Source organism: Pinirhizobacter soli (assembly GCF_015905305.1).
Classification (GTDB): Bacteria; Pseudomonadota; Gammaproteobacteria; order Xanthomonadales; family Rhodanobacteraceae; genus Pinirhizobacter; species Pinirhizobacter soli.
Map to the genome: position 1 here is coordinate 1,035,961 of NZ_JADZLQ010000001.1, position 25,993 is coordinate 1,061,953.

At 65.6% G+C, this 25,993-nt stretch carries 24 protein-coding genes; 16 read left to right on the forward strand and 8 right to left on the reverse strand.

Annotated elements, in window-relative coordinates:
* Nucleotides 1-54: 54 nt before the first annotated feature.
* Nucleotides 55-1,101, reverse strand: a complete 1,047-nt coding sequence (locus tag NDK18_RS04265; protein WP_250627170.1) for an SMP-30/gluconolactonase/LRE family protein — start codon at nucleotides 1,099-1,101, stop codon at nucleotides 55-57.
* Nucleotides 1,102-1,340: 239 nt separating this feature from the next.
* Nucleotides 1,341-1,829 (reverse strand): NUDIX hydrolase, encoded by a 489-nt coding sequence (locus NDK18_RS04270; RefSeq protein WP_250625551.1) that lies wholly within the window; start codon nucleotides 1,827-1,829, stop codon nucleotides 1,341-1,343.
* Between the two features lie 77 nt (nucleotides 1,830-1,906).
* Here NDK18_RS04270 and NDK18_RS04275 point away from each other — a divergent pair, with 77 nt between their 5' ends.
* Both NDK18_RS04275 and NDK18_RS04280 read left to right on the forward strand, forming a co-directional pair.
* Complete coding sequence (locus NDK18_RS04275) at nucleotides 1,907-2,710, forward strand: phosphodiester glycosidase family protein (protein ID WP_250627171.1); 804 nt, start codon at nucleotides 1,907-1,909, stop codon at nucleotides 2,708-2,710.
* Nucleotides 2,707-5,094, forward strand: coding sequence for a penicillin acylase family protein (locus tag NDK18_RS04280; protein ID WP_250627172.1), 2,388 nt, complete (start codon nucleotides 2,707-2,709; stop codon nucleotides 5,092-5,094). The genes NDK18_RS04275 and NDK18_RS04280 overlap by 4 nt, the downstream gene beginning before the upstream one ends.
* On the opposite strand, the gene dapE is transcribed toward NDK18_RS04280, so the two are convergent.
* The 6 genes from dapE to map are packed head-to-tail and all read right to left on the reverse strand — an operon-like array spanning nucleotide 5,091 to nucleotide 11,453.
* Complete coding sequence (gene dapE, locus NDK18_RS04285) at nucleotides 5,091-6,221, reverse strand: succinyl-diaminopimelate desuccinylase (RefSeq protein ID WP_250625548.1); 1,131 nt, start codon at nucleotides 6,219-6,221, stop codon at nucleotides 5,091-5,093. The two genes, NDK18_RS04280 and dapE, sit on opposite strands and share 4 nt — an antisense overlap.
* Nucleotides 6,222-6,255: 34 nt before the next feature.
* Nucleotides 6,256-6,741, reverse strand: a complete 486-nt coding sequence (locus NDK18_RS04290; RefSeq protein ID WP_250625547.1) for a DUF2165 family protein — start codon at nucleotides 6,739-6,741, stop codon at nucleotides 6,256-6,258.
* Nucleotides 6,742-6,784: 43 nt separating this feature from the next.
* On the reverse strand, nucleotides 6,785-7,147 hold the full coding sequence (locus tag NDK18_RS04295) for a Spx/MgsR family RNA polymerase-binding regulatory protein (protein ID WP_250625546.1): 363 nt from the start codon (nucleotides 7,145-7,147) through the stop codon (nucleotides 6,785-6,787).
* Nucleotides 7,147-7,977, reverse strand: a complete 831-nt coding sequence (dapD, locus tag NDK18_RS04300; RefSeq protein WP_250627653.1) for a 2,3,4,5-tetrahydropyridine-2,6-dicarboxylate N-succinyltransferase — start codon at nucleotides 7,975-7,977, stop codon at nucleotides 7,147-7,149. Before dapD ends, NDK18_RS04295 begins: the two co-directional genes overlap by 1 nt.
* Complete coding sequence (gene glnD / locus NDK18_RS04305; RefSeq protein ID WP_250627173.1) at nucleotides 7,964-10,630, reverse strand: [protein-PII] uridylyltransferase; 2,667 nt, start codon at nucleotides 10,628-10,630, stop codon at nucleotides 7,964-7,966. Before glnD ends, dapD begins: the two co-directional genes overlap by 14 nt.
* Nucleotides 10,631-10,685: 55 nt before the next feature.
* Nucleotides 10,686-11,453 carry a type I methionyl aminopeptidase gene (map, locus tag NDK18_RS04310; RefSeq protein ID WP_250625544.1) on the reverse strand — a complete coding sequence of 256 codons (768 nt, stop codon included), beginning with the start codon at nucleotides 11,451-11,453 and terminating at the stop codon, nucleotides 10,686-10,688.
* 338 nt (nucleotides 11,454-11,791) lie between these two features.
* Between map and rpsB the strand changes: the two genes are divergently transcribed.
* From rpsB to rnhB, 14 genes are all read left to right on the forward strand, one after another.
* Nucleotides 11,792-12,664, forward strand: coding sequence for a 30S ribosomal protein S2 (gene rpsB, locus NDK18_RS04315; protein ID WP_250625543.1), 873 nt, complete (start codon nucleotides 11,792-11,794; stop codon nucleotides 12,662-12,664).
* Between the two features lie 80 nt (nucleotides 12,665-12,744).
* Complete coding sequence (gene tsf, locus NDK18_RS04320) at nucleotides 12,745-13,623, forward strand: translation elongation factor Ts (RefSeq protein ID WP_343219676.1); 879 nt, start codon at nucleotides 12,745-12,747, stop codon at nucleotides 13,621-13,623.
* 111 nt (nucleotides 13,624-13,734) lie between these two features.
* Nucleotides 13,735-14,457 carry a UMP kinase gene (pyrH, locus tag NDK18_RS04325; RefSeq protein ID WP_250625542.1) on the forward strand — a complete coding sequence of 241 codons (723 nt, stop codon included), beginning with the start codon at nucleotides 13,735-13,737 and terminating at the stop codon, nucleotides 14,455-14,457.
* A gap of 59 nt (nucleotides 14,458-14,516) precedes the next feature.
* Nucleotides 14,517-15,074 (forward strand): ribosome recycling factor, encoded by a 558-nt coding sequence (frr, locus tag NDK18_RS04330; protein WP_250627174.1) that lies wholly within the window; start codon nucleotides 14,517-14,519, stop codon nucleotides 15,072-15,074.
* Nucleotides 15,075-15,102: 28 nt separating this feature from the next.
* Entirely contained in the window at nucleotides 15,103-15,858 is a 756-nt protein-coding gene (gene uppS, locus NDK18_RS04335) for a polyprenyl diphosphate synthase (RefSeq protein ID WP_250625540.1), read from the forward strand.
* Entirely contained in the window at nucleotides 15,851-16,669 is an 819-nt protein-coding gene (locus NDK18_RS04340) for a phosphatidate cytidylyltransferase (RefSeq protein WP_250625539.1), read from the forward strand. The genes uppS and NDK18_RS04340 overlap by 8 nt, the downstream gene beginning before the upstream one ends.
* 5 nt (nucleotides 16,670-16,674) lie before the next feature.
* The gene (locus tag NDK18_RS04345; protein WP_250625538.1) at nucleotides 16,675-17,853 is read left to right on the forward strand and encodes a 1-deoxy-D-xylulose-5-phosphate reductoisomerase; all 1,179 of its coding nucleotides are present in this window, start codon (nucleotides 16,675-16,677) and stop codon (nucleotides 17,851-17,853) included.
* Nucleotides 17,854-17,885: 32 nt separating this feature from the next.
* A complete protein-coding gene (gene rseP, locus NDK18_RS04350) occupies nucleotides 17,886-19,226 on the forward strand; it encodes an RIP metalloprotease RseP (RefSeq protein ID WP_250625537.1) in 1,341 nt (446 codons plus the stop codon).
* 144 nt (nucleotides 19,227-19,370) lie between these two features.
* A complete protein-coding gene (bamA, locus tag NDK18_RS04355; RefSeq protein WP_250627175.1) occupies nucleotides 19,371-21,764 on the forward strand; it encodes an outer membrane protein assembly factor BamA in 2,394 nt (797 codons plus the stop codon).
* A 95-nt stretch (nucleotides 21,765-21,859) separates the two neighbouring features.
* A complete protein-coding gene (gene lpxD / locus NDK18_RS04360; RefSeq protein ID WP_250625535.1) occupies nucleotides 21,860-22,891 on the forward strand; it encodes a UDP-3-O-(3-hydroxymyristoyl)glucosamine N-acyltransferase in 1,032 nt (343 codons plus the stop codon).
* Nucleotides 22,884-23,354, forward strand: coding sequence for a 3-hydroxyacyl-ACP dehydratase FabZ (fabZ, locus tag NDK18_RS04365; RefSeq protein ID WP_250625534.1), 471 nt, complete (start codon nucleotides 22,884-22,886; stop codon nucleotides 23,352-23,354). Before lpxD ends, fabZ begins: the two co-directional genes overlap by 8 nt.
* Nucleotides 23,355-23,373: 19 nt before the next feature.
* Nucleotides 23,374-24,147, forward strand: a complete 774-nt coding sequence (gene lpxA / locus NDK18_RS04370; protein ID WP_250625533.1) for an acyl-ACP--UDP-N-acetylglucosamine O-acyltransferase — start codon at nucleotides 23,374-23,376, stop codon at nucleotides 24,145-24,147.
* A 4-nt stretch (nucleotides 24,148-24,151) separates the two neighbouring features.
* Complete coding sequence (gene lpxB / locus NDK18_RS04375; protein ID WP_250627176.1) at nucleotides 24,152-25,363, forward strand: lipid-A-disaccharide synthase; 1,212 nt, start codon at nucleotides 24,152-24,154, stop codon at nucleotides 25,361-25,363.
* The gene (gene rnhB, locus NDK18_RS04380; protein ID WP_250627177.1) at nucleotides 25,350-25,985 is read left to right on the forward strand and encodes a ribonuclease HII; all 636 of its coding nucleotides are present in this window, start codon (nucleotides 25,350-25,352) and stop codon (nucleotides 25,983-25,985) included. The genes lpxB and rnhB overlap by 14 nt, the downstream gene beginning before the upstream one ends.
* Nucleotides 25,986-25,993: the final 8 nt, after the last annotated feature.

The following is a 25,993-nucleotide window of genomic DNA, read 5'->3' on the forward strand; positions in this document are numbered from 1 at the left end:
CCAGCGCGGCATGTTCCGCTCTTCCTACAGAACACGCCGCGCACCAACCCGCTATCACTGATCGACGCACCCACCCGCCGCAGCACCTGCAGCCTGCTTACCCGGCACAGCCATATCCGTCACCCGGAACGGCAGCACAGGCGGCGTTGTTCCCACCACCGCGGCAGGGCTACCCAGCGAATTGAACTGCGAATTCACGACCAGCAACCGGGAACCACAGAGGGCTGCGCCGGTAGGAAACGCAAACGATGCATGCATGGTTTCCCGGCTGACCAGGACCTGCGTGAAATCGTGTGACATCGTCAGCGTCTCGACGCTACCCGGTATGTTTTCCACGGCATACAAGGTCTGCCCCGACAGCACCAGGCCATCCGCCGTGCTCAGCACATGGGGCGCCACGTCGATACGCCTAATGCTCTTGTCGGCCACGCGAATCCGGAACAGCGCGTTGTCGTTCCGTTTGCCGATAATCAGGTATTTACCATCCCCGCTTGCCGTGATGCCGTTGACGTTGATCCCGTCCGCACCTTTGGCCGTGCGATACCTGACGATCGTTCCGGAAAAGTCGATGAACCGTTCCAGGGTGTAATGGTGGTTCTGGATGTTGAACTTCCACAACACGGCGGCAACCGAGTCGGTGATGTAGATGTCGCCGTTGGCGGTTACCACAAGATCGTTGAGAAACGTTTCGGCAGGTGCCAGGCCATTTTGTGTCTTGCCGAGCAAGCGTGCCGTTTTGGCGTCATAGACGAAGGCCTGGCCGCTTTGCCGCCCCAGGACGATAAGTCGGCCACCACTGAAGGCAACGCCCGTGACGATGTTGCGGCCATCGGCGCCCGCGGGCGAAAAGACCTCGACGGGGGCATCATTGCCGACGATGCCGGTGAAGATCGTGCCGTCCTTGACCGAGCCGACCCAGAACCGACCGCTCGCCTGATCGATGGCGATGCTTTCCGGAAAAACCTGGTCTCCAGCGAGGGCATAGCTGGTGTCGGGCGGGACAATCCCGGCATGGGACGGGGGAACGATGATCGCGCCCAGTGCGAGGAGTAAACCAAGATGGCGTGATAGGGAGCGACTGCGTGCGGGGAGTTGATACATGGCTGTCTCCATTCGTTGGGGGCTGAAAGCCGCTGTCGGCGGCACGCACGAATGGTGGGCTTGTTCTGGACAGAAGCCGATAGGGGTCTTCCACCGCGCTTTGTAGGCGCAGTACTACGCAGAAACCTGGCCGTGATCCGGGGCATCTCCCATCGGCGCATCGACTCGATTTCGTAGAGCGCATCTTCCGTCGCCGGATCGCCCAGGGCATGCCACTCCCTTGTTCGCCTATGTGGGGCCTAGTACCTACTAAATGCCCAGCTCTGCATGCGACCGTCCTTGTAGGGCATCACGCCATGGAAGGGACGCGGATCGCCGTCGAAGATCAGCGGCAGGAAATGCCGGTCGCCTTCCCACATAGGCAGGTCATACATCGATTCCAGGGGCACCCATTCCAGGGTGCCCTCTTCGTTTTCGCCGTGTGCCTGGCCGGTGAAACCGTCGATCAGGAAGATGAAGCCGAGCCAGTCCTCGCCCTGCTTGCCGAAGCCCGGCCAGTTGATGGTGCCGCGCAACTGCATCGAGGTGCATTCGATGCCCGCTTCCTCGGCGATCTCGCGGCGCATGCACTCGGCGATGTCTTCGTTCAGTTCCATCTTGCCGCCCAGGCCGTTGTACTTGCCCAGGTGCTGGTCGTCCGGTCGGGCATTGCGATGCACCAGCAGCACGCGCTTGCCGTCGGCGGAGAGCACATAGCCCAGGGTGGCGGCGATCGGGGTGTAGGGCATGGTCTGGCCAGGCACGGAAACCCTAAGTTTACAACGCCCCCTTGCCAGCCGCCCGGGCGCGCCGCCACAGTAGGCGCATGACGTTCCCGAATCCCCCCGCGTCGACGCGACGCCTGCCCCGCCGTCTCGCCGCGTGCCTTCTTGTGCTGCTCGCCATCGTTCCCGCCGCCCATGCCGTGCAAAGCCAGCGCATGGTGTTCGAGGATCTAGGGTTCCGCGTGATCCGCGTGGACCTTCGCGCCGACAACCTGGAACTGCACTGGAAGGACGGCTCGGGCCAGCCCTTTGGTGATATCGAGTCGCTCCGGGCCTGGGGACAGTCCCGGGGCCGCCACCTGGCCTTTGCCACCAACGCGGGCATCTACGATCACAAGTTCGCGCCGCTGGGGCTGTACGTCGAGGACGGCCGCCAGCGCGTGCCGTTGAACCTGGCGCGCGGCAATCCGGCGTCGGGGAATTTCTCCCTGCTGCCCAACGGCGTGTTCGCCATCGACGCGCAGGGTAAGGCCCATGTGATGACCAGCGAAGCGTGGAAGTCGGCGGCCATGCCCACTCCACGCCTGGCCACGCAATCAGGGCCCATGCTGCTGATCGATGGATCAGTGAATCCTGCGTTTACCGATGCGTCGGAAAGCATGAAATGGCGAAGTGGCGTCTGCGCGGTGTCGGGCGATGAAGTGGTATTCGCCGTATCCGAGTCGCCGGTGAATTTCCACGCATTCGCCCGGCTTTTCCGCGACCGGCTGCAATGCCGCGACGCCCTGTTCCTGGACGGCACCATTTCGCAGGCTTATATCGACGGTCAGGGCTATGCTGGTGCGCCTGCCTTCATGCTCAAGCCCTACGCCGGCATGTTCGCCGTATTCGACAAGGCGCCATGAACCGCGGCGTCGCCCTGCCCGCCTCCACGGCCTCCCGCCGCCGACGGCGCTGGCCGAAGGTCGTGGGCACGCTGCTGGTGCTGGTGTTGCTGCTGGTGGCCGGCGTGGCCTGCTACGGCTGGTGGCAATTGTCCGGCAGCCTGCCGCAGCTTGATGGCCATCGCCGTGTCGCAGGCCTCGGCGCGCGCACTACCATCACCCGCGATGCCCTGGGCACGGCCACCGTGGAAGGCGCCAATCGCCGGGACGTTGCCTTTGCGCTTGGCTTCGTCCATGGGCAGGAGCGCTACTTCCAGATGGACCTGCAACGGCGGGTGGCAGCAGGTGAGCTGTCCGAGCTTGTCGGTGCCGGCGCTATCGACCGGGATCTCGATGTCCGCCGGCATCGCTTGCGCAGCGTCGCGCAAGCCGCGCTCGCCCAGCTTCCCGAAGACCAACGCTCGATGCTCGATGCCTATCGCGATGGCGTCAATGCCGGCCTTGCGGCGCTGCGCGTGCCGCCCTTCGAATACCTGCTGCTGCGCCAGAAGCCTACGCCCTGGCGTAGCGAGGACAGCCTGCTGAGCACGGCGGCGATGTACCTGGATCTCAACGCCAACGGCGAGAACGAGCGTGAAATGGCGCTGGCACAGTTGCAGGCAACGTTCCCGCGCGTGGTGGTCAGCTTCCTGACCGCGCCCGACGGTCGCTGGGAATCGCCGATGCAAGGGGTGGCATCGCCACCGGCCTATATGCCCGAAAGCACGGACCTGGACCTGCGCCATGCCGATGCAGGCATCACTCCTGCGCCCGCCGCCAGCGTATCGCCTGAAGCGGGCAAGCCAGGCAGTAACAGCTTCGCGGTGTCGGGCAAGCTCACCGGCAGCGGAGCCGCGATCGTCGCCGGCGACATGCACCTGGGCCTGCGTACCCCCGACATCTGGTTCCGCGCACGGTTGCGCTACCCCGACGCCAGCGCACCCGGCGGCATGCGCGACCTCAACGGCGTCACCCTGCCCGGCACGCCGGCGCTCGTGGCCGGCTCCAATGGCCAGGTAGGGTGGGCTTTCACCAATAGCTACGGCGACTGGGCCGACTGGGTACGCGTGCCGAACGAAAAAGTCACCCACTACGACGAAGTGATCCATGTGCAGGGGGCAGCAGACCGCCACCTGGATGTCGCCCAGACCCGCTTCGGTCCGATCCTCGCGCGCGATGCCGACGGCGCGCCGCTGGCGTTGTCGTGGATTGGCCAGTTGCCCCGTGCCTACAACATGGCGTTGATGAAACTGGAGCAGGCCCCGAACGTGGACGCGGCGCTTGCCATCGCTCCGCTTGCCGGCATCCCGCCGCAGAATGCCCTCTTCGGCGATACCCGGGGCCACGTGGCATGGACCATCGTCGGCAACAGCATCCCCGTGCGCTCGGATTACAACGCGCTGCTGCCATCGGACTGGTCCATGCCCGGCAGCGGCTGGGCGGGTTTCCTGGCGCCCGGCGATTACCCCCGCATCACCGGTCGCGACCGCCTGTGGACAGCCAACAACCGCGTGGTGGCAGGCCGCGACCTCGCCGTGCTGGGCGATGGCGGCCATGATGTCGGCGCCCGCGCACAACAGATCGCCGACGACCTGGAAGCACGCGCCAGCTTCGCGCCAGGTGACATGCTGTCGATCCAGCTCGACGACCGCGCGGTATTCCTCACCCGCTGGCAACAGCTGTTGCAGGCGACGCTTAAGCGCAGCAACGACGAGGGCCTGTCGCAGCTGCGTGTACTGACCGAACGATGGAGCGCGCGGGCGGACGTCGGCAATGTCGATTACCGGCTGGTACGCGCCTTCCGTGACAATGTGCGCGCCGCCGTCCTTGCGCCCTTCGTCGAGCGGGTGGCCAGGCGCTTCCCGGGCTTTGCCTGGCCCCATGACATCAGCACCGAAGCTGCGGTGTGGGCGATGGTGCAGCAACAGCCGCCGAACCTGCTCGACCCCCGCTATGCCGACTGGAACGACCTGCTCCGGGCCGCCGCGCAGAAAGTCGTCGATGACCTGGGCAGCCAGCCCGGCGGCCTTGCCGCGCGCACCTGGGGCGAAGCGAATACGGCTGCCATCGTGCATCCGCTTTCGCGCGCGTTGCCGCCATTCTTGGCGAGGTTGATCGACATGCCGCGTGAACCGTTGCCCGGCGACCGCGACATGCCACGTGTGCAGGCGCCGGCCTTCGGTGCCTCGGAGCGCTTCGGCATCATGCCCGGCCACGAGGGCATCAGTTACCTGCAGATGCCCGGCGGACAGTCGGACCATCCGCTGTCGCCCTTCCACGGCAGCGGGCACCGCGACTGGGTGGAAGGGCGAGCAACACCGCTGCTTCCGGGACAGACCGCGCACACGCTGGAACTTGACCCTTAAGCGAACATCCGCTGCATGATGTCGCGGTAGAGGCCTGGCAAGCGTTCGAGGTCGGCAATGCGGACGCATTCGTCGACCTTGTGGATGGTTGCGTTCACCGGCCCCACCTCCACCACCTCCGCACCCATCGGCGCGATGAAGCGTCCGTCGGATGTGCCGCCGCCGGTGCTCTGTTCGGGCGCTTCGCCACGCAAGGCACGGCAGGCCTCCACCGCCACCTCGCGCAGATGGCCGCCGGCAGGTGTCAGGAACGGCGCGCCTGACGTGGACCACTCGATGGACGCATCCACGCCGTGGCGGGCGAGGATGGCTTCGGCACGAGCCTGCAGGTCGGCCGCCGCGCTCACCGTGCCATAACGGAAATTCACCAGCGCCACCAGTTCGCCGGGGATCACGTTGTTGGCGCCGGTACCTGAGTTGAGGTTGGAAACCTGGAACGAGGTGGGCGGAAAATCCTCGTTCCCGTTGTCCCAGTGTTCGGCTGCAAGCTCGGCCAGGGCCGGCGCGAAGGCATGGATGGGATTGAGGGCCTTTTCCGGATAGGCCACGTGGCCCTGTATGCCTCGTACGCGCACGGTTCCGGACAACGATCCGCGCCGGCCGACTCGGATGAGATCGCCCAGTGCCGCTTTCGCCGACGGCTCGCCCACAACGCAGTAGTCGATGCGCACGCCTTCAGCCTGGAAGGTTTCCACCACGCGCTTGACGCCATCGACCGCCACGCCTTCCTCGTCGCTGGTGATCAGGAGCGCAACGATTCCCGGGTGATCCGGGTAGGCGCGGACGAAGTCTTCCAGCGCCACCACCATCGCCGCTACCGAGCCTTTCATATCCGCAGCCCCGCGGCCATACAGCAGGCCATTGCGAACGGTCGGTTCGAACGGTGGGCTGGCCCAGGCGCCATGCGGACCTGGGGGCACCACGTCGGTGTGGCCTAAAAACGCCAGCACCGGGCCATCCGTACCGTGGGTGGCCCAGAGGTTGTCGACCTCACCGAAACGCAGGTGCCGGCACATGAAGCCGGCCGTGGCGAGCCTTTCTGAAATCATCGCCTGACAGCCTTCGTCAGCCGGTGTCACGGAGGGTCGGCGGATCAGTTCGCAGGCGAGATCAAGGACATCGGGCATGGCAGGGTATCGTTCGCGGGACTAGCGTCACAGCCTAGCCGTGGTCCTCGCGCATGCCAAGGAAAGCCAGCATGCCGCCTAAACACACGAGGAAGCGGAAGGCGCTGGCGATACCGTTCCATTGCGACGACATCCACATGCCGAACCACTCGCCGCCCACAGTCATGAAGCCGACCAAGTAAAGCGCAGCGCCCAGCGCCAGGCCAAACACCGCGGCGCGGCGCGCCTGAACGAACACCGCCGTTGGCGCATGGCGCGCTTTCCACATGCGCCACGCGCCGAGCCAGGTAGCCGCGGAGGCGACTACCTGGGTGGCGATGACGAGGGCATAAGCCAGGTGATGCGCCCAGGGCGCCGTGATGGCACGGTACTGGATACCCGAGTCGGGGAAGATCGTATCCATCGACAGCACGTGCCGGACGAACTGGAAATTCACGTTGTAATCGGTGAGGTTGCCGAAGGCGAATAGCCCGAGCATGAGCCCCATCGAGGCCGTGCCGAGAATCTTGACCGTGCGCATGCCTTTTCCTTCTGGTTGGATTCCCTGGCTTCGCGTTTGGAACCTATTCCCTGGAAAAAAGATTCTTGAAGCCGTTGTCGGTGAAACCTACCGTCACCGGCTCGCCTTCGCGCAGGACCACCGGCCGCCGGATCAGCGCGGGGTATTCCTTCAGCAGCAAGGTCCACTCAGGATCGCTGCGGGGATCTTTCCGCTGGGGAAGCAGGTTGCGCCAGGTGGTGCTGGACTTGTTCACCAGCTTCTCCCAGCCACCCAGTTCAGCCGCCCAGGCCTTGAGCGTGGCCGCTGGCACGGGCTGCGCGCGATAGTCGACGAAAACATGCTCCACCTCGAAGCGGCCGAGCCAGTTGCGCGCCTTCTTGCAGGTATCGCAGTTGGGCAAGCCGTAAAGCGTGACCGCCGCCATCAGGCGTCGCCCGCGCGCAGCAGTTCGTTGATGCCGGTCTTGCTGCGTGTCTTCTCGTCCACCTGCTTGACGATGATCGCGGCGTAGAGGCTGTGGCTGCCGTCTTTCGCCGGCAGGGAGCCTGCCACCACCACGCTGCCCGCGGGGACGCGGCCATAGCTGACCTCGCCGGTGGCGCGGTTGTAGATGCGGGTGGACTGGCCCAGGAACACACCCATGCCGATCACGCTGCCCTTCTCCACCACTACGCCTTCCACTACTTCCGACCGCGCGCCAATGAAGCAGTTGTCTTCGATGATGGTGGGATTAGCCTGCAGCGGCTCGAGCACCCCGCCAATGCCCACGCCGCCGGAAAGGTGCACGCCCTTGCCGATCTGCGCGCAAGAACCCACCGTGGCCCAGGTATCGATCATGCTGCCGGCGCCGACATACGCGCCGATGTTGGTATAGCTGGGCATCAACACCGCATCGCGCGCGATGTGCGCGCCGCGGCGCACGATGGCGCCAGGCACCACCCGCGCGCCGACCTGCCCGAAGGTGGTTTCGTCCGCACCGCCGAAGCGCACCGGCACCTTGTCGAATGCAGCAGCCACGCCGCCGTCCATCACCCGGTTGCCGTTGATGCGGAAGTACAGCAGCACCGCTTTCTTGATCCACGCATTGACCTTCCAGCCGCCTTGGCCGTCGGGCTCGGCCACCCGGTGTTCGCCAGTCTCCAACAGGTCAAGTACCTGGTCCACCGCCGGGCGCAGGTGCGTGTCGATTTCCGTCTGGGCCAGTTCGTTGCGGCGTTCGAAGGCGTCGTCGATCAGGGTCTCAAGCGTTTGCATCTGCATGGGGTACTTCGGTCCTCGGTGCATGTCCGACATGCCGCAGCAGGGCTTCGCGCAGGATATTCCTGCGGTTGGCCGACAGCGGTTTGTCGTGACGGTCGGTCAGTTGGAAAAAGTCTTCAACGCGCTCGCCGAAGGTGGCGATCCGCGCATCATGCACGCGAACCTTCGCTTCGGCCAAGGCCTGCGCCACCGCAGCAAGCAATCCCGGGCGGTCGGTGCACACGAAGGCCAGCTGCGTGCGCTCGCCAGCGTCGGTAAATTCCACGCGCGGTGCCATCTGGAAATACCGCAGGTGGCGTGACAGTCCGCGCTTGGCAAGTTGCGCCACGCGGTTATCGCTGAGCGCCTTGCACATGCGCGTGCGCAATTCTTCGGCACGCTGCAGGCTGGCCGGCGCCTGGGAGTCGGATTCAAGCAACAGGAAGGTATCCAGCGCCATGCCGGTGGGCGAGGAAAGGATCCGCGCCTCGACCACGGAAAACCGCAGGCGGTCAAGGACCGCCGTGACGGTGGCGAAAAGCCCGTCGCGATCGGGCGCGTAAAGAAACAGCTCCGTGCTGCCGCGAACGGAAAACGGATGGACTTCCACCACCGGCCGCACCTTGCCGGCGCGCAGGATCGCAGCCGTTTGCCAGGCGATCTGCTCAGGCCGGTGGCGCAGGAAGGAGAGCTCGGGGAAATCGGCCCAGACTTTCTCCACCGCCGTCGCACCCACGTCAGGCGATACCAGCATCGCCAGGGCGCGATCGCGGCAGTCACGGGCGCGGGCGTCCACGCGCGGGCTCTGCGCCTGGTCGCTGCGCAGCGCATAGCGGGCGGAAGTGTAGAGGTCGGCCATCAGGCGGTCCTTCCACGCGTTCCACAGCTTCGGACTGGTGCCGATGATGTCGGCGATGGTCAACAGGTAGAGGTTGTCCAGGTGTTCCCAGTCGCCGACCAGGCCCGCGAAACGCTGCACCACGTCGGCATCGGTGATGTCCTGGCGCTGCGCGGTGGTACTCATCAACAGGTGCCAGCGAACCAGCCAGCCCACCAGCGCGATGTCTTCCGCCGGCAGGCCCAGCCGCTTGCCGAAGGCATGGGCCTCTTCCTCGCCCAGCACCGAATGATCGCCGCCGCGGCCCTTGGCGATGTCGTGGAACAGGGCGGCCAGCAACAGCAGCTCCGGCTTGTCGAGGGTTGGCCAGATTTCCACCGCGTAGGGGAATTCGCCATGTGAGCCCGGATCGGCGAAGCGGGCAACGTTGCGCAGTACGCGCAAGGTGTGTTCGTCCACGGTGAACATGTGGAAGAGGTCGTATTGCATGCGGCCGACAATCCTGCCAAAGGCCGGGATGATGGCGGCGAGCAGGCCGTAGCGGTTCATCCGCCAAAGGGCCTCCACCGCCGGCGCGCCGCGGCGCAGGAGCTTGAGGAAGCTCGACAGCACCGAGGAATCGTCGGCCAGCTTGCCATCGTGCAGCGAGACGGCGTGCTGGATGCGCCGCATGGTCTGGGCGGTGAAGCCGGTGATGCCCGGCTCGTCCAGCCGCGCTATGAAGATGTCCACCAATGCCGCCGGCTGCCCGACGAAAAGCTCAGCGTCCCGCAAGGCCAGTCGATTGCCGAAGCGGACGTAATCCTGCCCTACCGCGCGGGGTTCGATCGCCGGCTCGAGCATTTCCTCGAATCGCTCCACCACCTGCACGCCGGCCCGTTCGATGGTACTGGCGGCACGGTAATAGCCCTGCATGAATTGTTCGACGCCGAGGTTCTTTTCGTGTTCGTCTTCAAAGCCCAATCGCGCGGCGATCGCCCGCTGGTAGTCGAAAAGCAGGCGCTCCTCGGCGCGGCCGGCCTCCAGGTGCAAGGCGAAGCGGTAGCGGCGGAGGGTTTGCTCGGCGCGAAGCAGCGCATCGCATTCCACCTGATCAAGGAGCCCTTCCTGGACCATGGCGTCGAAATCCGGCGCATTGGCGAGACGGCGGCCAAGCCAGCGCATGGCGTCGAGCGAGCGCAGGCCGCCGGGGCCGTCCTTGAGGTTGGGTTCGAGGTTGTGCGCGGTGTCGTCGAAGCGCGCGTGGCGGGCATCGCGCTCGCGCAGGCGCACCGCCAGGTATTCGCGGGGCGGCCACACGGCGGGATCTTCAAGGATGCCGCGCAAGCGGGTTTCCAGGATGGGCTGGCCCACCAGGCGGCGGGCGTCGATCAGGCTGGTGAAGACGCTGGCGTCCTGCATCGCCAGCGCACGGCATTCGTCGATCTCGCGCACCGCGTGCCCCGGCTTGATGCCGATATCCCACAAGCAGGCGAAGAAATTCTCCAACGCCCGATAGAGCGGCGGCGAGGTTTCCCCCACGATGGCCAGCAGGTCGACGTCTGAGCGGGGGAACAGCAGGCCCCGGCCGTAGCCGCCTACGGCGAACAACGTGGCGGCGGCAAGATCGCCCAGGCACGCCTTCCACGCATGCACCACGACCTTGTCGATCGCCTCGCTGCGGCGCCGGGACAGCGCCGTGGCGTCACCGCCCTCATCGAAGGCGGTGGCGATCGCCCGTTCGGTATCGCCCAGCAGCTGCCGCAGGGCCCGGCGCGCCTCCGGCGACACGCCTGAACGCGGCACCACGGCCGGCAGACGGGGCAAGGGCGGCAGCGCGGGTGCGGTCATGGGGCCTCGTCAGCGTGGAACTCAAGTTGTACTGCTCTTTCGAACGGGAGGTGCGTCAGGCGGCGTCAGGCCAGGGAGTGAGTATTTCGAAACCCGATTCGGTCACGGCCACCGTGTGCTCCCACTGGGCCGAGAGCGAGTGGTCCTTGGTAACGACCGTCCAGCCATCGGGCAGCTGCTTGGTCTGTGGCTTGCCGGCGTTGATCATCGGCTCGACGGTGAAGGTCATGCCGGGCTTGAGTTCCAGGCCCGTGCCGTTGCGGCCGTAGTGCAGCACCTGGGGCTCGTCGTGGTAGACCTTCCCGATGCCATGGCCACAGTACTCGCGGACCACGGAAAAACCCGCAGCCTCCGCGTGCTTCTGGATGGCTGCGCCGACGTCGCCCAGGGTGGCGCCAGGCTTGACCGCACCGATGCCCAGCATCATGGCCTCGTAGGTGGTGTCCACCAACCGCTTTGCAAGTACGCCGGGGGTGCCGACGAAATACATCCGGCTGGTATCGCCGTGCCAGCCGTCCTTGATCACCGTGACGTCGATATTGACGATATCGCCGTCCTTCAGGACCTTCGATTCGGTGGGGATACCATGGCAGATCACGTGGTTGACCGAGGTGCAGACGGTCTTGGGAAAGCCGCGGTAGCCCACATTGGCCGGAATCGCCTTCTGCACGTCCACGATGTAGTCGTGGGCCAGGCGGTCGAGGTGTTCGGTGGTCACGCCGGGCCTGACGTGGTCCTTGAGCATGGCCAGGACGTCGGCGGCAAGGGCGCCTGCCACACGCATGGCCTGGATTTCTTCGGGGGTTTTGGGGATGACTGCCATAATGGACCCAGATGTGGCCTGTAGACGGGCATTTCCAGCAACTTGCTGCGGATAACGCCGTCCAGCTATAATCAGCGAGTTATGCGCGTCGCCCAACACCCGCGAATCGGGCCCGCGAGCGCATGGCGAAACACGATTGTAACCGCCCGGACGCCCCAATGGTCCGCGGCGCTGCGATCGGCGGCGCAAGCCGCAACCCAACGCCACACACGTGCCGGCACCGTTTTCGGGGTGCTGCGGAGCTCTCCCACCGGAGGCGCCGCGGTCGAAACCGGGGGCACGTGGAGGTCCCAACCCCCTTCGATCCTTAATGGATCGAGCTTCAAAGGAATAAAGAAATGCCCCAGGTCACCATGCGCCAGATGCTCGAAGCCGGCGTCCACTTCGGCCACCAGACCCGTTACTGGAACCCGAAGATGGCCCCGTATATCTTCGGCGCCCGCGGCAAGATCCACATCATCAACCTCGAGAAGACCCTCCCGCTCTTCACCGACGCGATGAACTACCTTTCGGGCCTGGCCCAGAAGCGCGGCACCATCCTTTTCGTCGGCACCAAGCGCTCGGCGCGCGAGACGCTGGCCGAAGAGGCCGCCCGCGCCGGCCAGCCCTTCGTCACCGCCCGCTGGCTCGGCGGCATGCTCACCAACTTCCGCACGGTCAAGCAGTCCGTGGCCCGCCTGAAGGAACTGGAAGCAGCCGAGACCGACGGTTCGTTCGAGAAGCTGGTCAAGCACGAAGTGCTGGCCCGCCGCCGCGAGCGCGACAAGCTGCAGAACTCGCTGGGCGGCATCAAGGACATGAACCGCCTGCCGGATGCCCTGTTCGTGATCGACATCGGCCATGAAGACATCGCTGTTCAGGAAGCCCGCAAGCTCGGCATCCCGGTGATCGCCGTGGTCGACACCAACTACGATCCGGCCCTGGTCGACTACGCCATCCCGGGTAACGACGACGCCATCCGCGCCATCCAGCTGTACGCCCGCGCCGCTGCCGACGCCATCCTGGAAGGCAAGGCCGCAGCGCCGAACGCCGGTGCCGGCGATGCCAATGACTTCGTCGAACTCGACGAGGAAGGCAACCCGGTGGCCAAGGAAGACCGCAAGCCCGCCCCGCGCCGCAACGACCGCGGCGACCGCAACGACCGTGGCCCGGCCCGTAAGGGTGCGCCGCGTGACGGCGGCCGTGGTCCGCGCGACGGCGCCAGCGCCTGATAGATAAGCACCACCCGCGCGCGGGGCGGCCCTCACCGGTCGCTTCGCGCAGCGAAAGCATCTCCCAAGAGGATTTTCCCGTGACCCAGATTTCCGCACAGATGGTGAAGGAACTGCGCGAGCGTTCCGGCGCCGGCATGATGGAGTGCAAGAAGGCGCTCGTCGAAAACAACGGCGACCTCGACATCTCCATCGAATGGCTGCGCAAGAACGGCCTGGCCAAGGCCGACAAGAAGGCCGACCGCATCGCTGCGGAAGGTCGCGTCGCGGCCGCCCAGGCCGGCAACAAGGCCGTGCTGGTCGAAGTCAACAGCGAGACCGACTTCGTCGCCAAGGCCCCGAACTTCATCGCCTTCACCAATGAGATCGCCGATGTCGCGCTGAAGTCCGGCGCAACCGATATCGCTGCCCTCAACGGCGCGGCCTACCCCGCCGGCGGCACGGTGCAGGAAGCGGTGAAGTCGCAGATCGCCACCATCGGCGAGAAGATCGAGCTGCGCCGCATGTTCGAAGTCAAGGCCGACGGTCCGCTGGCCACGTATTCGCACGGCGGCCGCATCGGCGTGATCGTGGCGCTGAAGGGCGGCTCCGAAGAGCTGGCCAAGGGCATCGCCATGCACGTGGCGGCGATGAACCCCGCGCACATCAAGCCCAGCGACGTCCCGGCCGAATTCGTGGCCAAGGAAAAGGAAATCGCCCTCAGCCAGATGACCGAAAAGGACAAGGCCAAGCCGGCTGAAATCCTCGAGAAGATCATCTCGGGCAAGATCAACAAGATCATTTCCGACGTCACGCTGGTCGGCCAGCCGTACGTGCTCGACACCAACATCACCGTTGGCGAGGCACTGAAGAAGGAAGGCGCCGATGTCGTCTCCGTGCTGCGCCTGGCAGTCGGCGAAGGCATCGAGAAGATCCAGGAAGACTACCTGGCTGAAGTTGCCAAGGCGATGCAGGGTTAATGGCACGCCACGCTGAATGAAAAAGGGCCGCGCATGTCGCGGCCTTTTTTTTTGGCGGACCACCGCATGCGCCTCACGCTACAATCATCACGATCAACACCGGAGTACACCATGAGCAATGAAGTGAAGCACCGCCGCATCCTGCTCAAGCTTTCCGGTGAAGCCCTGATGGGGGCCGAAGACTACGGCATCGACCCGAAGGTCATCGGCAGCCTGGCCCGCGAGATCATCGAAGTGCAGCGTGCCGGCGTGCAGGTGGGCGTGGTTATCGGCGGTGGGAATATCTTCCGCGGGGCGGGCCTGGCCAAGGCCGGCATGGACCGCGTCACCGGCGATCACATGGGCATGCTGGCCACGGTGATGAACGCGCTGGCCATGCAGGACGCCATCGAGAAGGCCGGAGGCGACGCGCGCACCATGAGCGCTATCAAGATCAACGAGGTCTGCGAAGACTTCATCCGCCGCCGCGCCGTGCGCCACCTGGAAAAGGGCCGCATCGTGCTGTTCGCCGCCGGCACCGGCAACCCCTTCTTCACCACCGACTCGGCCGCGGCGCTGCGTGCCATCGAAATCGGCGCGGACCTGCTGCTCAAGGCCACCAAGGTGGACGGCATCTACACCGCCGATCCCAAGCGCGACCCCAGCGCCCGCCGCTATGAGCACGTGAGCTACAACCAGGTGATCGAGCACCGGCTGGAGGTGATGGATACCGCCGCCATCGCCCTGTGCCGCGACCACAAGATGCCCATGCGCATCTACGACATGACGGTTCCGGGCAACCTGATGCGCCTGATGCACGGTGAGCACATCGGCACCCTGGTCGACGCCTCCTGACACCCTAAGCCCCCCGCTTGCTATAATCCCCGGCTACCTTGGCTGGCCGGAATCGCCCCATGATCGACGACATCAAGTCCGACGCCCAGACCCGCATGGGCAAGAGCATCGACTCGCTTCGCCACGACCTCATGCGCCTGCGCACCGGCCGCGCCAGCACGGCGTTGGTCGACGGCCTGAAGGTGTCCTATTACGGCGCGGATACCCCGGTGAACCAGGTGGCCACGGTGTCGCTGGCCGATTCGCGCTCGCTCATCATCACGCCGTTCGACAAAAGCCTGGTGGCCCTGATCGAAAAAGCCATCATGGCCTCCGATATCGGCATCACGCCCAATACCGCCGGCACCGTGATCCGCCTGAACATGCCGCCGCTCACCGAGGAGCGCCGCAGGGAACTTGCCAAGCACGTGGCCGCCGAAGGCGAGAACGCCAAGATCGCCATCCGCAACGTGCGCCGCGATGCCCTGCAGCACATCAAGGAAATGTTGAAGGAAAAGCTCATCACCGAGGACGACGAGCGCCGCGCCGATGACGACGTGCAGAAGCTCACCGACCGCTTCGTGAAGGAAGTGGACCAGGTCTGCAAGACCAAGGAAGAAGAGCTGATGGCGCTCTGAGAAGCGCGCCAACGGCTCTTAATTCCTCATGACCGGATCCGCCGCCGGGCGCGTACCGCGCCACCTGGCCATCGTCATGGACGGCAACGGCCGGTGGGCGAAACAACGCCGGCGGCCGCGCAGTTTCGGCCATCGCGCCGGCCAGAAGGCCGTGCGCCAGGCCGTGGAGTTCTGCCTTGGGAAAGGTATCGGATCGCTCACCCTGTTCGCATTCTCCAGTGAGAACTGGCAACGGCCGCCGGCTGAAGTGCGGGCGCTGATGGAACTGTTCGTACGCGCGCTTGAGCGCGAGGTCGACCAGTTGCACCAGAACGGCGTGCGCATCCGCTTCATCGGCAACCTCGACGCCTTCGAGCCGGCCCTGCGCGAGGGCATGCTCAAGGCCATGGCCCATACCCGTGGCAATACGGCCCTGAACATGAACGTGGCGGTGAATTACGGCGGCCGTTGGGACATCGCCCAGGCCGCGCAAATGGCAGTCCACGCCGTAGCCCGTGGCGAGATCGCCGCCGAGGCCATCGACGAGGCCTGGCTCGGCCAGCACCTGTGCCTGGCCGACCAGCCCCCGCTCGACCTCTTCATCCGTACCGGCGGCGAACACCGCGTAAGCAATTTCCTGCTCTGGCAGCTGGCCTACGCGGAACTGTATTTCACCGATACTCTCTGGCCCGACGTCGACCAGGCCGTGCTTGCCGACGCCCTGGCCGATTACGCTGGACGCGAACGCCGCTTCGGCCGCACCGGTGCGCAGGTCACGCGCTCCTTGAAGGACACCCATGCTTAAGCAGCGCGTCGTTACCGCCCTGATCCTGCTGCCGATCGTCCTGGCGGTTATCCTGGCGCTGCCCACGGCCTGGTTCGCCCCGGTGGCGGGGCTTGTCTTCCTGGGCGGCGCCTGGGAATGGAGCGCGCTGGCCGGCATCCGGAACACAGCCCTGCGCGTGGCCTATATCGTCGCGGTCGCGGCGCTTGTGCTGCTGTGCTGGGCCATACGCGGCAACGGCAGCTGGGCCTTTGTGCTGGGCCTGGGCGTGGCCTGGTGGGTGGCCTGTTGCTTCTGGCTGCGGCAATTCAGCTTCGCCGCCGCCCCGAATGCCGAGAACACCTGGCTGAAGGCCGCGATCGGGGTGCTTGTGGTCGTCACCACCTGGGTCGCGCTGGTTTCGATCCATGGGAGCGGCCCGAACGGCCACTACTGGACTCTGCTCGCCCTGGTCATCGTCTGGGCTGCCGACACCGGCGCCTATTTCAGTGGTCGCTTCTTCGGCAGGCGCAAGCTCGCGCCCACCATCAGCCCGGGCAAGACCTGGGCCGGCGTGTACGGTGCCCTGGTAGCCGGCGCGGCTGTCGCGGTGGGTGGTGGATGGCTGCTGGGCGTGCACGATGCGCGCGTGGCCGGCATGGCGATACTGGGCGTGCTGGTGGTGGGCGCATCGGTGATCGGCGACCTTTTCGAAAGCCTGCTCAAGCGCCATGCCCAGGTGAAGGATTCAGGCACCTTGTTCCCGGGCCACGGGGGCCTGCTCGATCGCATGGATAGCGTCTTCGCCGCCCTGCCGGTGTTCGCCGCCGGCACGTTGCTGCTGGGCCTGTGAGCACCATGCGCCGCGTTGCCGTCCTGGGTGCCACCGGCTCCATCGGTGCCAGCACGCTCGATGTCATTGCACGGCACCCGGCACGCTTTACCGCCAGCGTACTGGCCGCCCACAGCAAGGTGGACGAACTGGTCGCCCTTTGCGTGCGTTTCCGGCCCCGGCTTGCCGTGATCGCCGACGCGGCGCTGGAGAACGAACTGGCCCGCAAGCTCCGCCATGCCGGCGTGGACTGTGCCGTGGCCGGAGGTCCCGATGCGGTGACCGCCGCGGCGTCGGGCGAGCTTTGCGATACCGTGGTCGCCGCCATCGTCGGCGCCGCGGGGCTGGAATCCACCCTCGCCGCGGCCCGCGCCGGCAAGCGTTTGCTGCTGGCCAACAAGGAATCCATCGTCATGGCCGGGCCCCTGCTGCTGGCCGCCCTGCGCGAGGGTGGCGGCGACCTGGTACCGATCGATTCCGAACACAATGCGATCTTCCAGTGCCTGCCCGGCGGCCGCCCGGCCCTGGCAGCGGCGGGTGTGCGGCGGATCATCCTCACCGCGTCCGGCGGCCCGTTCCGCGGTCGCACCCGGGCCGACCTTGCGGCCATTACCCCCGCCCAGGCCGTAGCCCATCCGCGCTGGTCGATGGGACCGAAAATCTCGGTGGATTCGGCCACCCTGATGAACAAGGGCCTGGAGGTGATCGAGGCGCACTACCTCTTCAACGCCGCGCCCGACGACATCCAGGTGCTGGTGCACCCCCAGAGCCTGGTCCATTCGCTTGTGGAATACCTCGACGGCTCGGTACTGGCCCAGCTGGGCAATCCCGACATGCGCACGGCCCTGGCGCATGCGCTGGCCTATCCTGAACGCATCGAGGCCGGGGTGCCTCCGCTGGACCTGGCCACGGCCGGGAAGCTGGAATTCGAAGACCCCGACACCGAGACCTTCCGCTGCCTGGCGCTGGCCTTCGCGGCCCTGCGGGCCGGCGGCGATGCCACGGCGATCCTGAACGCCGCCAACGAGGTTGCGGTGGCCGCCTTCCTGGGCGGCACCTTGCACTTCCTGGGCATTGCCGACATCGTCGAGACGGTACTTGCGGAACTGCCGCCCGAACCCGTGGTCGATATCCCGACCCTCGTGGCACGGGACGGGGCGGCGCGGGCTGCAGCGCGCCGGGTGCTCAGCCGCGCTTACTGCTAATATTGCCCGACACTTACGGCGCTTCCTGATACATGAGTCCATTCTTCGGTTCGATATTCTGGTTGGCTGTCACGCTCGGCGTGCTGGTGACCTTCCACGAGTTCGGCCATTACTGGGTCGCCCGCCGCTGTGGCGTGCGCGTATTGCGCTTCTCCGTCGGTTTCGGCCGGGCCATATGGCGCCGGGTGGGTCGCGACGGCACCGAATACCAGATTGCCGCCATTCCACTGGGTGGCTACGTGAAAATGCTCGACGCCCGCGAGGGAGACGTCGACCCGGCCGATCACGGCCATGAATTCACCGCCAAGCCCGTCTGGCAACGCATCGCCATCGTGGTGGCAGGTCCCGCCTTCAACCTGCTGTTCACCATCGTCGCACTGTGGGCCATGTTCATCATCGGCCGCCCGGACATGGCGCCGCTGGTCAGCCCTGATCCCGCCGGCATCGCGGCCCAAGCGGGCCTTCGCGAAGGCGACCGGCTGATCTCGGTCAATGGCAACGAGGTCACCACCTGGAGCACCGCCCTGGAGGCCCTCTCCAACGGCCTGCTCAACCACGAAGCGCTACCCGTGCATGTTCGTGGCCAGGATGGCAGCGAGCGCAACGTGGTGCTGCCCCTGCAGACCCTGGACAACAGCCAGGACATCGGCAAGGGGTTCGACGCCCTGGGGCTGGATGCCTTCCGCCCGGCGATCGTCGATACCGTACGCCCCGGCGACCCGGCAGCACTTGCCGGCGTCAAGGCCGGCGACCTGATCACCTCGGTCAATGGCCAGGCCGTGGGCAATTTCACCGACTTCATGAAACTGCTGCCCAAGGCGGCGGAAAAGAACCCAAGCGTGCAGCTGGGCGTGCACCGCGGCAGCCAGGACCTCACCCTTGCCGTCACCGCCCGCCGCTCCACCGAAGACGGCACCACCCGCTGGATCGTCGGCGTGATGGGCCGCGCCGGCGAGGAAGCCACCGAGCGCTATGCGCTGGTGCCGGCGCTCGGCCAGGCGCTGAAAGCCACCTGGACCAGCACCCAGACCACCTTCAACCTGATCGGCAAGATGGTCTCGGGCCAGGCCTCCACCAAGAACCTTTCAGGCGTCGTCGGCATCGCCGAGGCAGCCAACGATTCGGCCGGCCGGGGCGTGGCCTGGTTCCTCAATTTCCTGGCCATGGTGTCCTTGAGCCTTGCCATTCTCAACATGCTGCCGATCCCGGTCTTGGACGGCGGACACCTGCTGTATTACCTTATTGAGTTGGTCAAGGGCAGCCCGGTCAGCGAACGAACGATGATTGCCGGCCAGTACGTTGGCCTGGCCTTGCTGTTCACGCTGATGGGCCTGGCCTTCTTCAACGACATTCACCGTCACTTCGTATCGTGACCGTGACTTCGGGGCCCGGCGCCAGCGCCATCGGTTTTGCGGCTTTACCATCCTCTTGCGTTGCCGGCCCCGTGCCTGCCACGCGCGAATATCCAGCGCCCGGTTTCGTCGCCGGTCGCCACGATTAACCTTACGGAATCGACGATGAAGCGTATCGCCGCCCTGATCTTGCTCGCCTCCCTCTCTGCGCAGGCCCTTGCCTTTGAACCGTTCGTCGTTTCCGATATCCGCATCGATGGCCTGACCCGCATCGCACAGGGTACGGTGCTGAGCTACCTGCCGATCGAGAAGGGGGACACCCTCACCGACGATCGCGCCCAGGCCGCCATCCGCGCCCTCTACCAGACAAAATTCTTCTCTGACGTAGAAGTTGATCGCCAGGGCAGCATCATGGTGATCAAGGTCATCGAGCGTCCGGCCATCGCCAAGCTCACGCTGCGCGGCAACAAGGACATCAAGGAAGATGATCTGCGCAAGGGCCTGAAGGAAATCGGCCTGTCGGAAGGTGAAACCTTCGACCGCCTGTCGCTCGACCGCGTGCAGCAGGAACTGATCCGCCAGTACTACAACCGCGGCAAGTACAACGTATCGGTCGATCCGCACGTCACGCGCCTGGATCGCAACCGCGTGGCCATCGATATCGAGATCCGCGAGGGCAAGGCCGCCAAGATCCGGGAAATCAACGTCGTCGGCAACAAGGCCTTCACCGACAAGGATATCCGCAGCGGCTTCGAGCAGAACACCTCGAACTGGTTGTCGTGGTATTCCAAGGACGACCAGTATTCCCGCGAGAAGCTCTCCGGCGACCTGGAAAAACTCGGCTCCTACTACATGGACCGCGGCTACGCCGACTTCGGCATCGACTCCACCCAGGTCACCATCGCCCCCGACAAGCGCGAGATGTACATCAGCGCCTCGGTGAAGGAAGGCGAGATCTACACCGTGTCGGACGTGAAGCTGCTGGGCGAGCTCATCCTTCCTGAGGACATGCTGCGCAAGCTGGTCTTCATCCACAAGGGCGAGATCTTCAACCGCAAGGCCATCGAAGCCAGCTCCGATGCGATCAAGGGCATCCTGGCCAACCTTGGCTACGCCTTCGCCAAGGTCACCCCGATCCCGAAGCTCGACCGCGACAACCGCACGGTCGACCTCACGCTCTTCATCGAGCCTGGCAAGCGTGTCTATGTGCGCCGCGTGGTCTTCCAGGGCAACACCCGCACCGAAGACGACGTCATGCGCCGCGAGCTGCGCCAGCTCGAAGGCACCTGGTATTCGCAGGCAGCCCTCGACCGCTCCAAGACGCGCCTTGACCGCCTGGGCTACTTCAAGACGGTGAAGATAGACAAGGCACTGGTGCCGGGCACCGACGACCAGGTGGACGTCACGGTGAAGGTGGAAGAACAGTCCGCCGGCAGCCTGATGTTCGGCGTGGGTTACTCGCAGTACTCAGGCATCATCCTGTCGGCCTCCGTGTCGCAGAACAACTTCCTGGGCACGGGCGACCGCTTCTCCGTCGGCGCTGAAACCTCCGACTACTACAAGCGCGTCAACGCCTCGTACGTGAACCCGTACCTCACCGACTCGGGCATCGCGCTGGGCTACAACGCCACCTACTCGAAGCTGGATTACGGCGACACCGACTTCGCCAACTACACCTACAGCACCACGGCGTTCTCGGCCTATCTGAACATCCCGGTCACCGACTTCGACTCGGTCACCGCCGGCCTTGGCATCTCCAGCAACAAGATCAACACCTCGCCGGGCTTCACCCCGCAGGAACTGATCAACTACCAGAACACGGTGGGCAACCAGACCATCCATTCGTGGACGGCGAATCTGGGCTGGTCGCACGACACCCGCAACGGCTACTGGGCGCCCACGCGCGGTGGCGTGATGAGCATCTCGAGCGAAATCGCCCTGCCCGGTTCCACCGTCAGCTACTACACGATCAACACCGATCTGGGCCATTACTGGCCGGTCGGCCGCGGCTTCGTGCTGTACCTCGACGGCAAGCTCGGCTACGGCAATACCTACGGCAAGGATAAGGACCTCGCCTTCCCGTTCTGGAACAACTTCTTCTCCGGCGGCGTTCGCGACGTGCGCGGCTTCCAGGACAACACGCTCGGTCCGAAGCTGTGCTCGGGCGTAATGCAGGATCCGAGGTTCCCGAACGATCCGACCAAGCAGGTCAGCGTGCCGCCCGATAAGAAGGGCCAGTGTACCGACAGCTACTACAACTACGCCCAGCCGATCGGTGGCGCGTTCAAGGTGCTCGGTACCGCACAGGTGTTCCTGCCGCTACCGTTCCTGAAGGACGTGAACACCGCGCGCGTGTCCTGGTTCATGGACGTGGGTAACGTGTACTCCGACTTCGGCGCCTTCAAGGCGAAGGACCTGCGCGCTTCCACCGGCCTGTCGTTGCAGTGGCAGGCCCCGATCGGACCGCTGATCATCAACTTCGCCATCCCGTTCCGCGACCAGGACGAAGACAAGCACTACGAAGAGCGCATCCAGTTCACCTTCGGTAGCCAGTTCTAAACCAGCGCTATCGCGCCGACGTACTATCATCGCGGGGTGGCATGGGCGCGAAACCCATGCCACCCTTTCTTTTTTCTCCAAGCCGGGAACGGACCATGAGCGGACCCAGGCCCTATTCGCTGGCCGAGCTTGCACGGATGTTCGAACTGGAAGCCCGGGGCGACGGCGACACGCAGGTGGACGGCGTGGGCACGCTGGCCGCGGCCACCCCCCGCCAGCTCACCTTTCTCTCCAACCCGAAATACACCTCGCAGCTGGCGGTGAGCCAGGCCGGCATCGTGGTGCTGCGCGCCGAGGATGCCGGCGCCCGCCAGGGCGCCAGCCTGATCGCCCGCGACCCTTATGTGGCTTACGCCAAGATCGCGGCCTTGTTCGAACGCCTGCCGGCCTACCCGCCGGGCATCCACCCCAGTGCGGTGGTATCGCCCTCCGCGCGCGTGGCCGCCAGCGCCAGCATCGGCCCCTGCTGCGTGGTCGAAGACAACGCGGTGATCGAGGACGGCGCGATGCTGGGCCCCCATTGCATGGTGGGCGCAGGCTGCGTTGTCGGCGCGCAAAGCCGGCTGGTGGCCCGCGTTACCCTGGTCACCAGCGTGACCCTGGGCAAGCGCGTGCTCATCCACCCGGGCGCGGTGATCGGCTCGGACGGATTCGGCCTGGCCTTCGACCGCGACCACTGGATCAAGCTGCCGCAGCTGGGCGGCGTGCGCATCGGCGACGACTGCGAGATCGGCGCCAACACCACCATCGACCGCGGCGCGCTGGATGACACCGTGCTCGAGGAAGACGTGCGCCTGGACAACCAGATCCAGATCGCCCACAACGTGTATGTGGGTGCGCACACGGCGATGGCCGGCTGCGCGGCGGTGGCCGGCAGTGCGAAAATCGGCCGTTACTGCATGGTAGGCGGCAATGCCGGCATCCTGGGGCACCTTGAGGTAGCCGACCGCGTTACCATTACCGCCAAGAGCCTGGTGACCAGTTCGATTTCCGAGCCTGGTGAATATTCTTCGGGTACCCCGTTGCAGGAAAACCGCCAGTGGCGGCGCAACGCGGCCCGCTTCAAGCACCTGGACGAGTACGCGCGTCGCGTGGCGGCGCTGGAAAAGGATAAGAAACATGAATGAGCAGGGCCCGGGCGTGACACTACCCGTCGACATCGAACACATCCAGCGCTTGCTGCCGCATCGCTATCCGTTCCTTTTGGTCGACCGCGTACTGGAATTCACTGCCGGCGAAACCATCGTGGCGATCAAGAACGTCACCAGCAACGAGCCGTTCTTCCAGGGGCACTTCCCCGGCCACCCGGTGATGCCCGGCGTGCTGATCATCGAAGCGCTGGCGCAGGCTTCGGGCCTCCTGATCCAGCTGACCGCCGCGGCGGGCAGCTGCCTGGAAAACCCGCTCTTCTACCTGGTGAAGGTGGACAAGGCCCGCTTCAACGCGCCGGTGGTACCGGGCGACCAGCTGCGCATGGAAGTTCGCCTGAAGCGGATGATCCGCGGCATGGGTATTTTCGAGGCCCGCGCGCTGGTCGATGGCCAGGAAGTGGCCAGTTGCGAGCTGATGAGCGCGCGTCGCGCAGACTGACGAAGGAACGGCACCAGCCATGATCCATCCGACCGCGCAAATCGACCCCTCCGCCCGCATCGGTGCGAACGTCACCATCGGTGCCTACACCATCGTCGGCGCCGACGTGTCCATCGGTGACGGCACCGTCGTCGGCCCGCACGTGGTGATCGAAGGCCCCACCCGCATCGGCCAGGACAACCGCATCTCGCAGTTCGCCTCCATTGGCGGGCCGCCGCAGGACAAGAAATTCTCCGGCGAGCGTACCGAGCTTGAGATCGGCGATCGCAACCTCATCCGCGAATTCGTCACCATCAACCGCGGTACCGGTGAGGGCGGCAGCCTCACCCGCATAGGCAACGACAACTGGCTGCTGGCCTATGTCCACATCGCCCACGACTGCATCGTGGGCGACCACGTGGTGTTCTCCAACTACTCGGCGCTGGCCGGGCATGCGGAGATCGGCGACTGGACGATCCTCTCCGGATATTCAGGCGTGCACCAGTTCTGCAAGGTGGGCGTGCATGCTTTCATCGGCATGGGCTGCCTGGTGGGCTCGGATGTCCCACCCTTCGTGATGATGGCCAACGAAGCCCGCGGCCGCCCCCGCGGCATCAACAGCGAGGGCCTGAAGCGCCGCGGCTTCGACGCCGCCCGCATCGGGGCCATCAAGCGCGCCTATCGCACCCTGTTCATGGCCGGATTGCCGCTGGCCGAAGCCCGCGAGCAACTGGAAGTCCAGGCACAGGACAGCGAGGACGTGCGCGAAATGCTTGCCTTCCTCGACCGTAGCGAGCGTTCGCTCGCGCGGTAAGGACATGGCGACCACCCGCACAACGGGCTCGCCCGTCATCGCCATCCTGGCGGGAGAGGAATCCGGCGACCAACTCGGTGGCGACCTGATCGCAGCATTGCGCCGCCGCTTCCCCGACGCCCGCTTCGTCGGCATCGGCGGTTCGCGCATGCAGGCCCAGGGGCTCGATTCCTGGTTCGACATGCGCGAACTCTCCCTGTTCGGCTTTGCCGAAGTGATCAAACACCTGCCGCGCCTCTTAAAGCTGCGCCGCGCGCTGGTAAGGCGGCTGATCGCGCTCCGGCCCGACGTGGTGGTCGGCATCGATGCACCGGATTTCAACCTCGGGGTGGAAGAGCGCGTCCGCCGCGCCGGGCTGCGCACCGTGCACTATGTCAGTCCGTCGGTGTGGGCGTGGCGTGAGAAACGCGCCGAGAAGATCGGCCGCGCTGCCGACCGCGTGCTGTGCCTGTTTCCCATGGAGCCGCCGATCTACGCCCGGCACAAGGTGGATGCCCGCTTCGTAGGCCACCCCCTGGCCGACCGTTTCCCCCTGGTGGCCGACCGCATTGCCGCCCGCGTGCGCCTGGGCCTGCCCCAGGATGCCCCCGTGCTCGCCGTGCTGCCGGGCAGCCGCCGCAGTGAACTGGAGCGCCTGGGCCCAGGTTTCCTTGAAGCCGCGCGCAAGGTCGCCGAGGCCATTCCCGCCTTGCGCGCGGTGGTTCCCGCGGCCAACGCCACTGCCATGACCACCATTGAGCAGATGATCGCCCGCGCACCGTTTCCAGGCGTGCCGCCGCTGGTCCTTCAGAACCATGCCCACGACAGCATGCTGGCCGCGGACGTCGTACTGCTGGCCTCAGGGACCGCCACGCTCGAAGCCATGCTGGCCAAGCGACCGATGGTGGTGGGCTACAAGGTGTCGCCGGTCAGCTACCGCATCGCGCGTTTGATGAACATGTTGAAGACCGACGTCTACGCCCTGCCGAACATCCTGGCGCGCGCCTGCGGCCTGGGCCGCGAACGCCTGGTGCCCGAATTGATGCAGGACGATTTCACCACGGAAAAACTCACCGCCGCGACGCTCGAACTGCTGCGCGATCCCGAGCGCCGCGGCAATATCGTGGCCGCCTTCGAATACCTGCACAATGCACTGCGCGGCAGCCTGGAAGGCGATGCCGCCGACCATGCCGCCGAAGCCATCGCCGAGATCATCACACCCCATGCCACGCCGTAGGATTGCCAGCCGCGAACTCGACCCGGGGACGATCTTCGCCGGTGTCGACGAGGCTGGCCGCGGTCCGCTGGCGGGCCCCGTGGTGGTGGCCGCCGTAATCCTGGATGCCACGCATGCGATTCGCGGCCTGGATGATTCCAAGCAGCTCACCGAGGAACGCCGCGAAGTGCTCTACGCGCGCATCATCGAACGCGCGGTGGCATGGTCGGTGGTGTTCGTCGAGCGCGAGGAAATCGACCGGGTGAACATCTTCCAGGCCACCATGCTCGGCATGACCCGTGCGCTGATGCAGCTGGCCGTGCCCCCCCAGTTCGCCCTGGTCGACGGCAATCGCCTGCCGCGCACGCTGCCGTGCCCGGCACGCGCGGTGGTTGGCGGCGATGCCCTGGAGCCGGCCATCAGTGCGGCCTCGATCCTGGCCAAGGTCAGCCGCGACCGCCACATGCACGCGCTGGAACTGGTATATCCCGGCTACGGCTTCGCCCGGCACAAGGGCTACGCCGTGCCCGAACACGTCGAAGCGCTGGGACGGCTTGGCCCCTGCCACGAACACCGCCGCAGTTTCGCGCCAGTGCGTAGCCTGCTTGCACTCGAAGCCATGCAACTGGCGATGGAAGTCTGATCACCGCC

What these genes read in the sequence shown, in the direction of transcription:
- NDK18_RS04265 (WP_250627170.1), bottom strand. Translation starts at nt 1,101, where the DNA reads ATGTATCAACTCCCCGCACGCAGTCGCTCCCTATCACGCCATCTTGGT.
- NDK18_RS04270 (WP_250625551.1), bottom strand. Translation starts at nt 1,829, where the DNA reads ATGCCCTACACCCCGATCGCCGCCACCCTGGGCTATGTGCTCTCCGCC.
- NDK18_RS04275 (WP_250627171.1), top strand. Translation starts at nt 1,907, where the DNA reads ATGACGTTCCCGAATCCCCCCGCGTCGACGCGACGCCTGCCCCGCCGT.
- NDK18_RS04280 (WP_250627172.1), top strand. Translation starts at nt 2,707, where the DNA reads ATGAACCGCGGCGTCGCCCTGCCCGCCTCCACGGCCTCCCGCCGCCGA.
- dapE (WP_250625548.1), bottom strand. Translation starts at nt 6,221, where the DNA reads ATGCCCGATGTCCTTGATCTCGCCTGCGAACTGATCCGCCGACCCTCC.
- NDK18_RS04290 (WP_250625547.1), bottom strand. Translation starts at nt 6,741, where the DNA reads ATGCGCACGGTCAAGATTCTCGGCACGGCCTCGATGGGGCTCATGCTC.
- NDK18_RS04295 (WP_250625546.1), bottom strand. Translation starts at nt 7,147, where the DNA reads ATGGCGGCGGTCACGCTTTACGGCTTGCCCAACTGCGATACCTGCAAG.
- dapD (WP_250627653.1), bottom strand. Translation starts at nt 7,977, where the DNA reads ATGCAAACGCTTGAGACCCTGATCGACGACGCCTTCGAACGCCGCAAC.
- glnD (WP_250627173.1), bottom strand. Translation starts at nt 10,630, where the DNA reads ATGACCGCACCCGCGCTGCCGCCCTTGCCCCGTCTGCCGGCCGTGGTG.
- map (WP_250625544.1), bottom strand. Translation starts at nt 11,453, where the DNA reads ATGGCAGTCATCCCCAAAACCCCCGAAGAAATCCAGGCCATGCGTGTG.
- rpsB (WP_250625543.1), top strand. Translation starts at nt 11,792, where the DNA reads ATGCCCCAGGTCACCATGCGCCAGATGCTCGAAGCCGGCGTCCACTTC.
- pyrH (WP_250625542.1), top strand. Translation starts at nt 13,735, where the DNA reads ATGAGCAATGAAGTGAAGCACCGCCGCATCCTGCTCAAGCTTTCCGGT.
- frr (WP_250627174.1), top strand. Translation starts at nt 14,517, where the DNA reads ATGATCGACGACATCAAGTCCGACGCCCAGACCCGCATGGGCAAGAGC.
- uppS (WP_250625540.1), top strand. Translation starts at nt 15,103, where the DNA reads ATGACCGGATCCGCCGCCGGGCGCGTACCGCGCCACCTGGCCATCGTC.
- NDK18_RS04340 (WP_250625539.1), top strand. Translation starts at nt 15,851, where the DNA reads ATGCTTAAGCAGCGCGTCGTTACCGCCCTGATCCTGCTGCCGATCGTC.
- NDK18_RS04345 (WP_250625538.1), top strand. Translation starts at nt 16,675, where the DNA reads ATGCGCCGCGTTGCCGTCCTGGGTGCCACCGGCTCCATCGGTGCCAGC.
- rseP (WP_250625537.1), top strand. Translation starts at nt 17,886, where the DNA reads ATGAGTCCATTCTTCGGTTCGATATTCTGGTTGGCTGTCACGCTCGGC.
- bamA (WP_250627175.1), top strand. Translation starts at nt 19,371, where the DNA reads ATGAAGCGTATCGCCGCCCTGATCTTGCTCGCCTCCCTCTCTGCGCAG.
- lpxD (WP_250625535.1), top strand. Translation starts at nt 21,860, where the DNA reads ATGAGCGGACCCAGGCCCTATTCGCTGGCCGAGCTTGCACGGATGTTC.
- fabZ (WP_250625534.1), top strand. Translation starts at nt 22,884, where the DNA reads ATGAATGAGCAGGGCCCGGGCGTGACACTACCCGTCGACATCGAACAC.
- lpxA (WP_250625533.1), top strand. Translation starts at nt 23,374, where the DNA reads ATGATCCATCCGACCGCGCAAATCGACCCCTCCGCCCGCATCGGTGCG.
- lpxB (WP_250627176.1), top strand. Translation starts at nt 24,152, where the DNA reads ATGGCGACCACCCGCACAACGGGCTCGCCCGTCATCGCCATCCTGGCG.
- rnhB (WP_250627177.1), top strand. Translation starts at nt 25,350, where the DNA reads ATGCCACGCCGTAGGATTGCCAGCCGCGAACTCGACCCGGGGACGATC.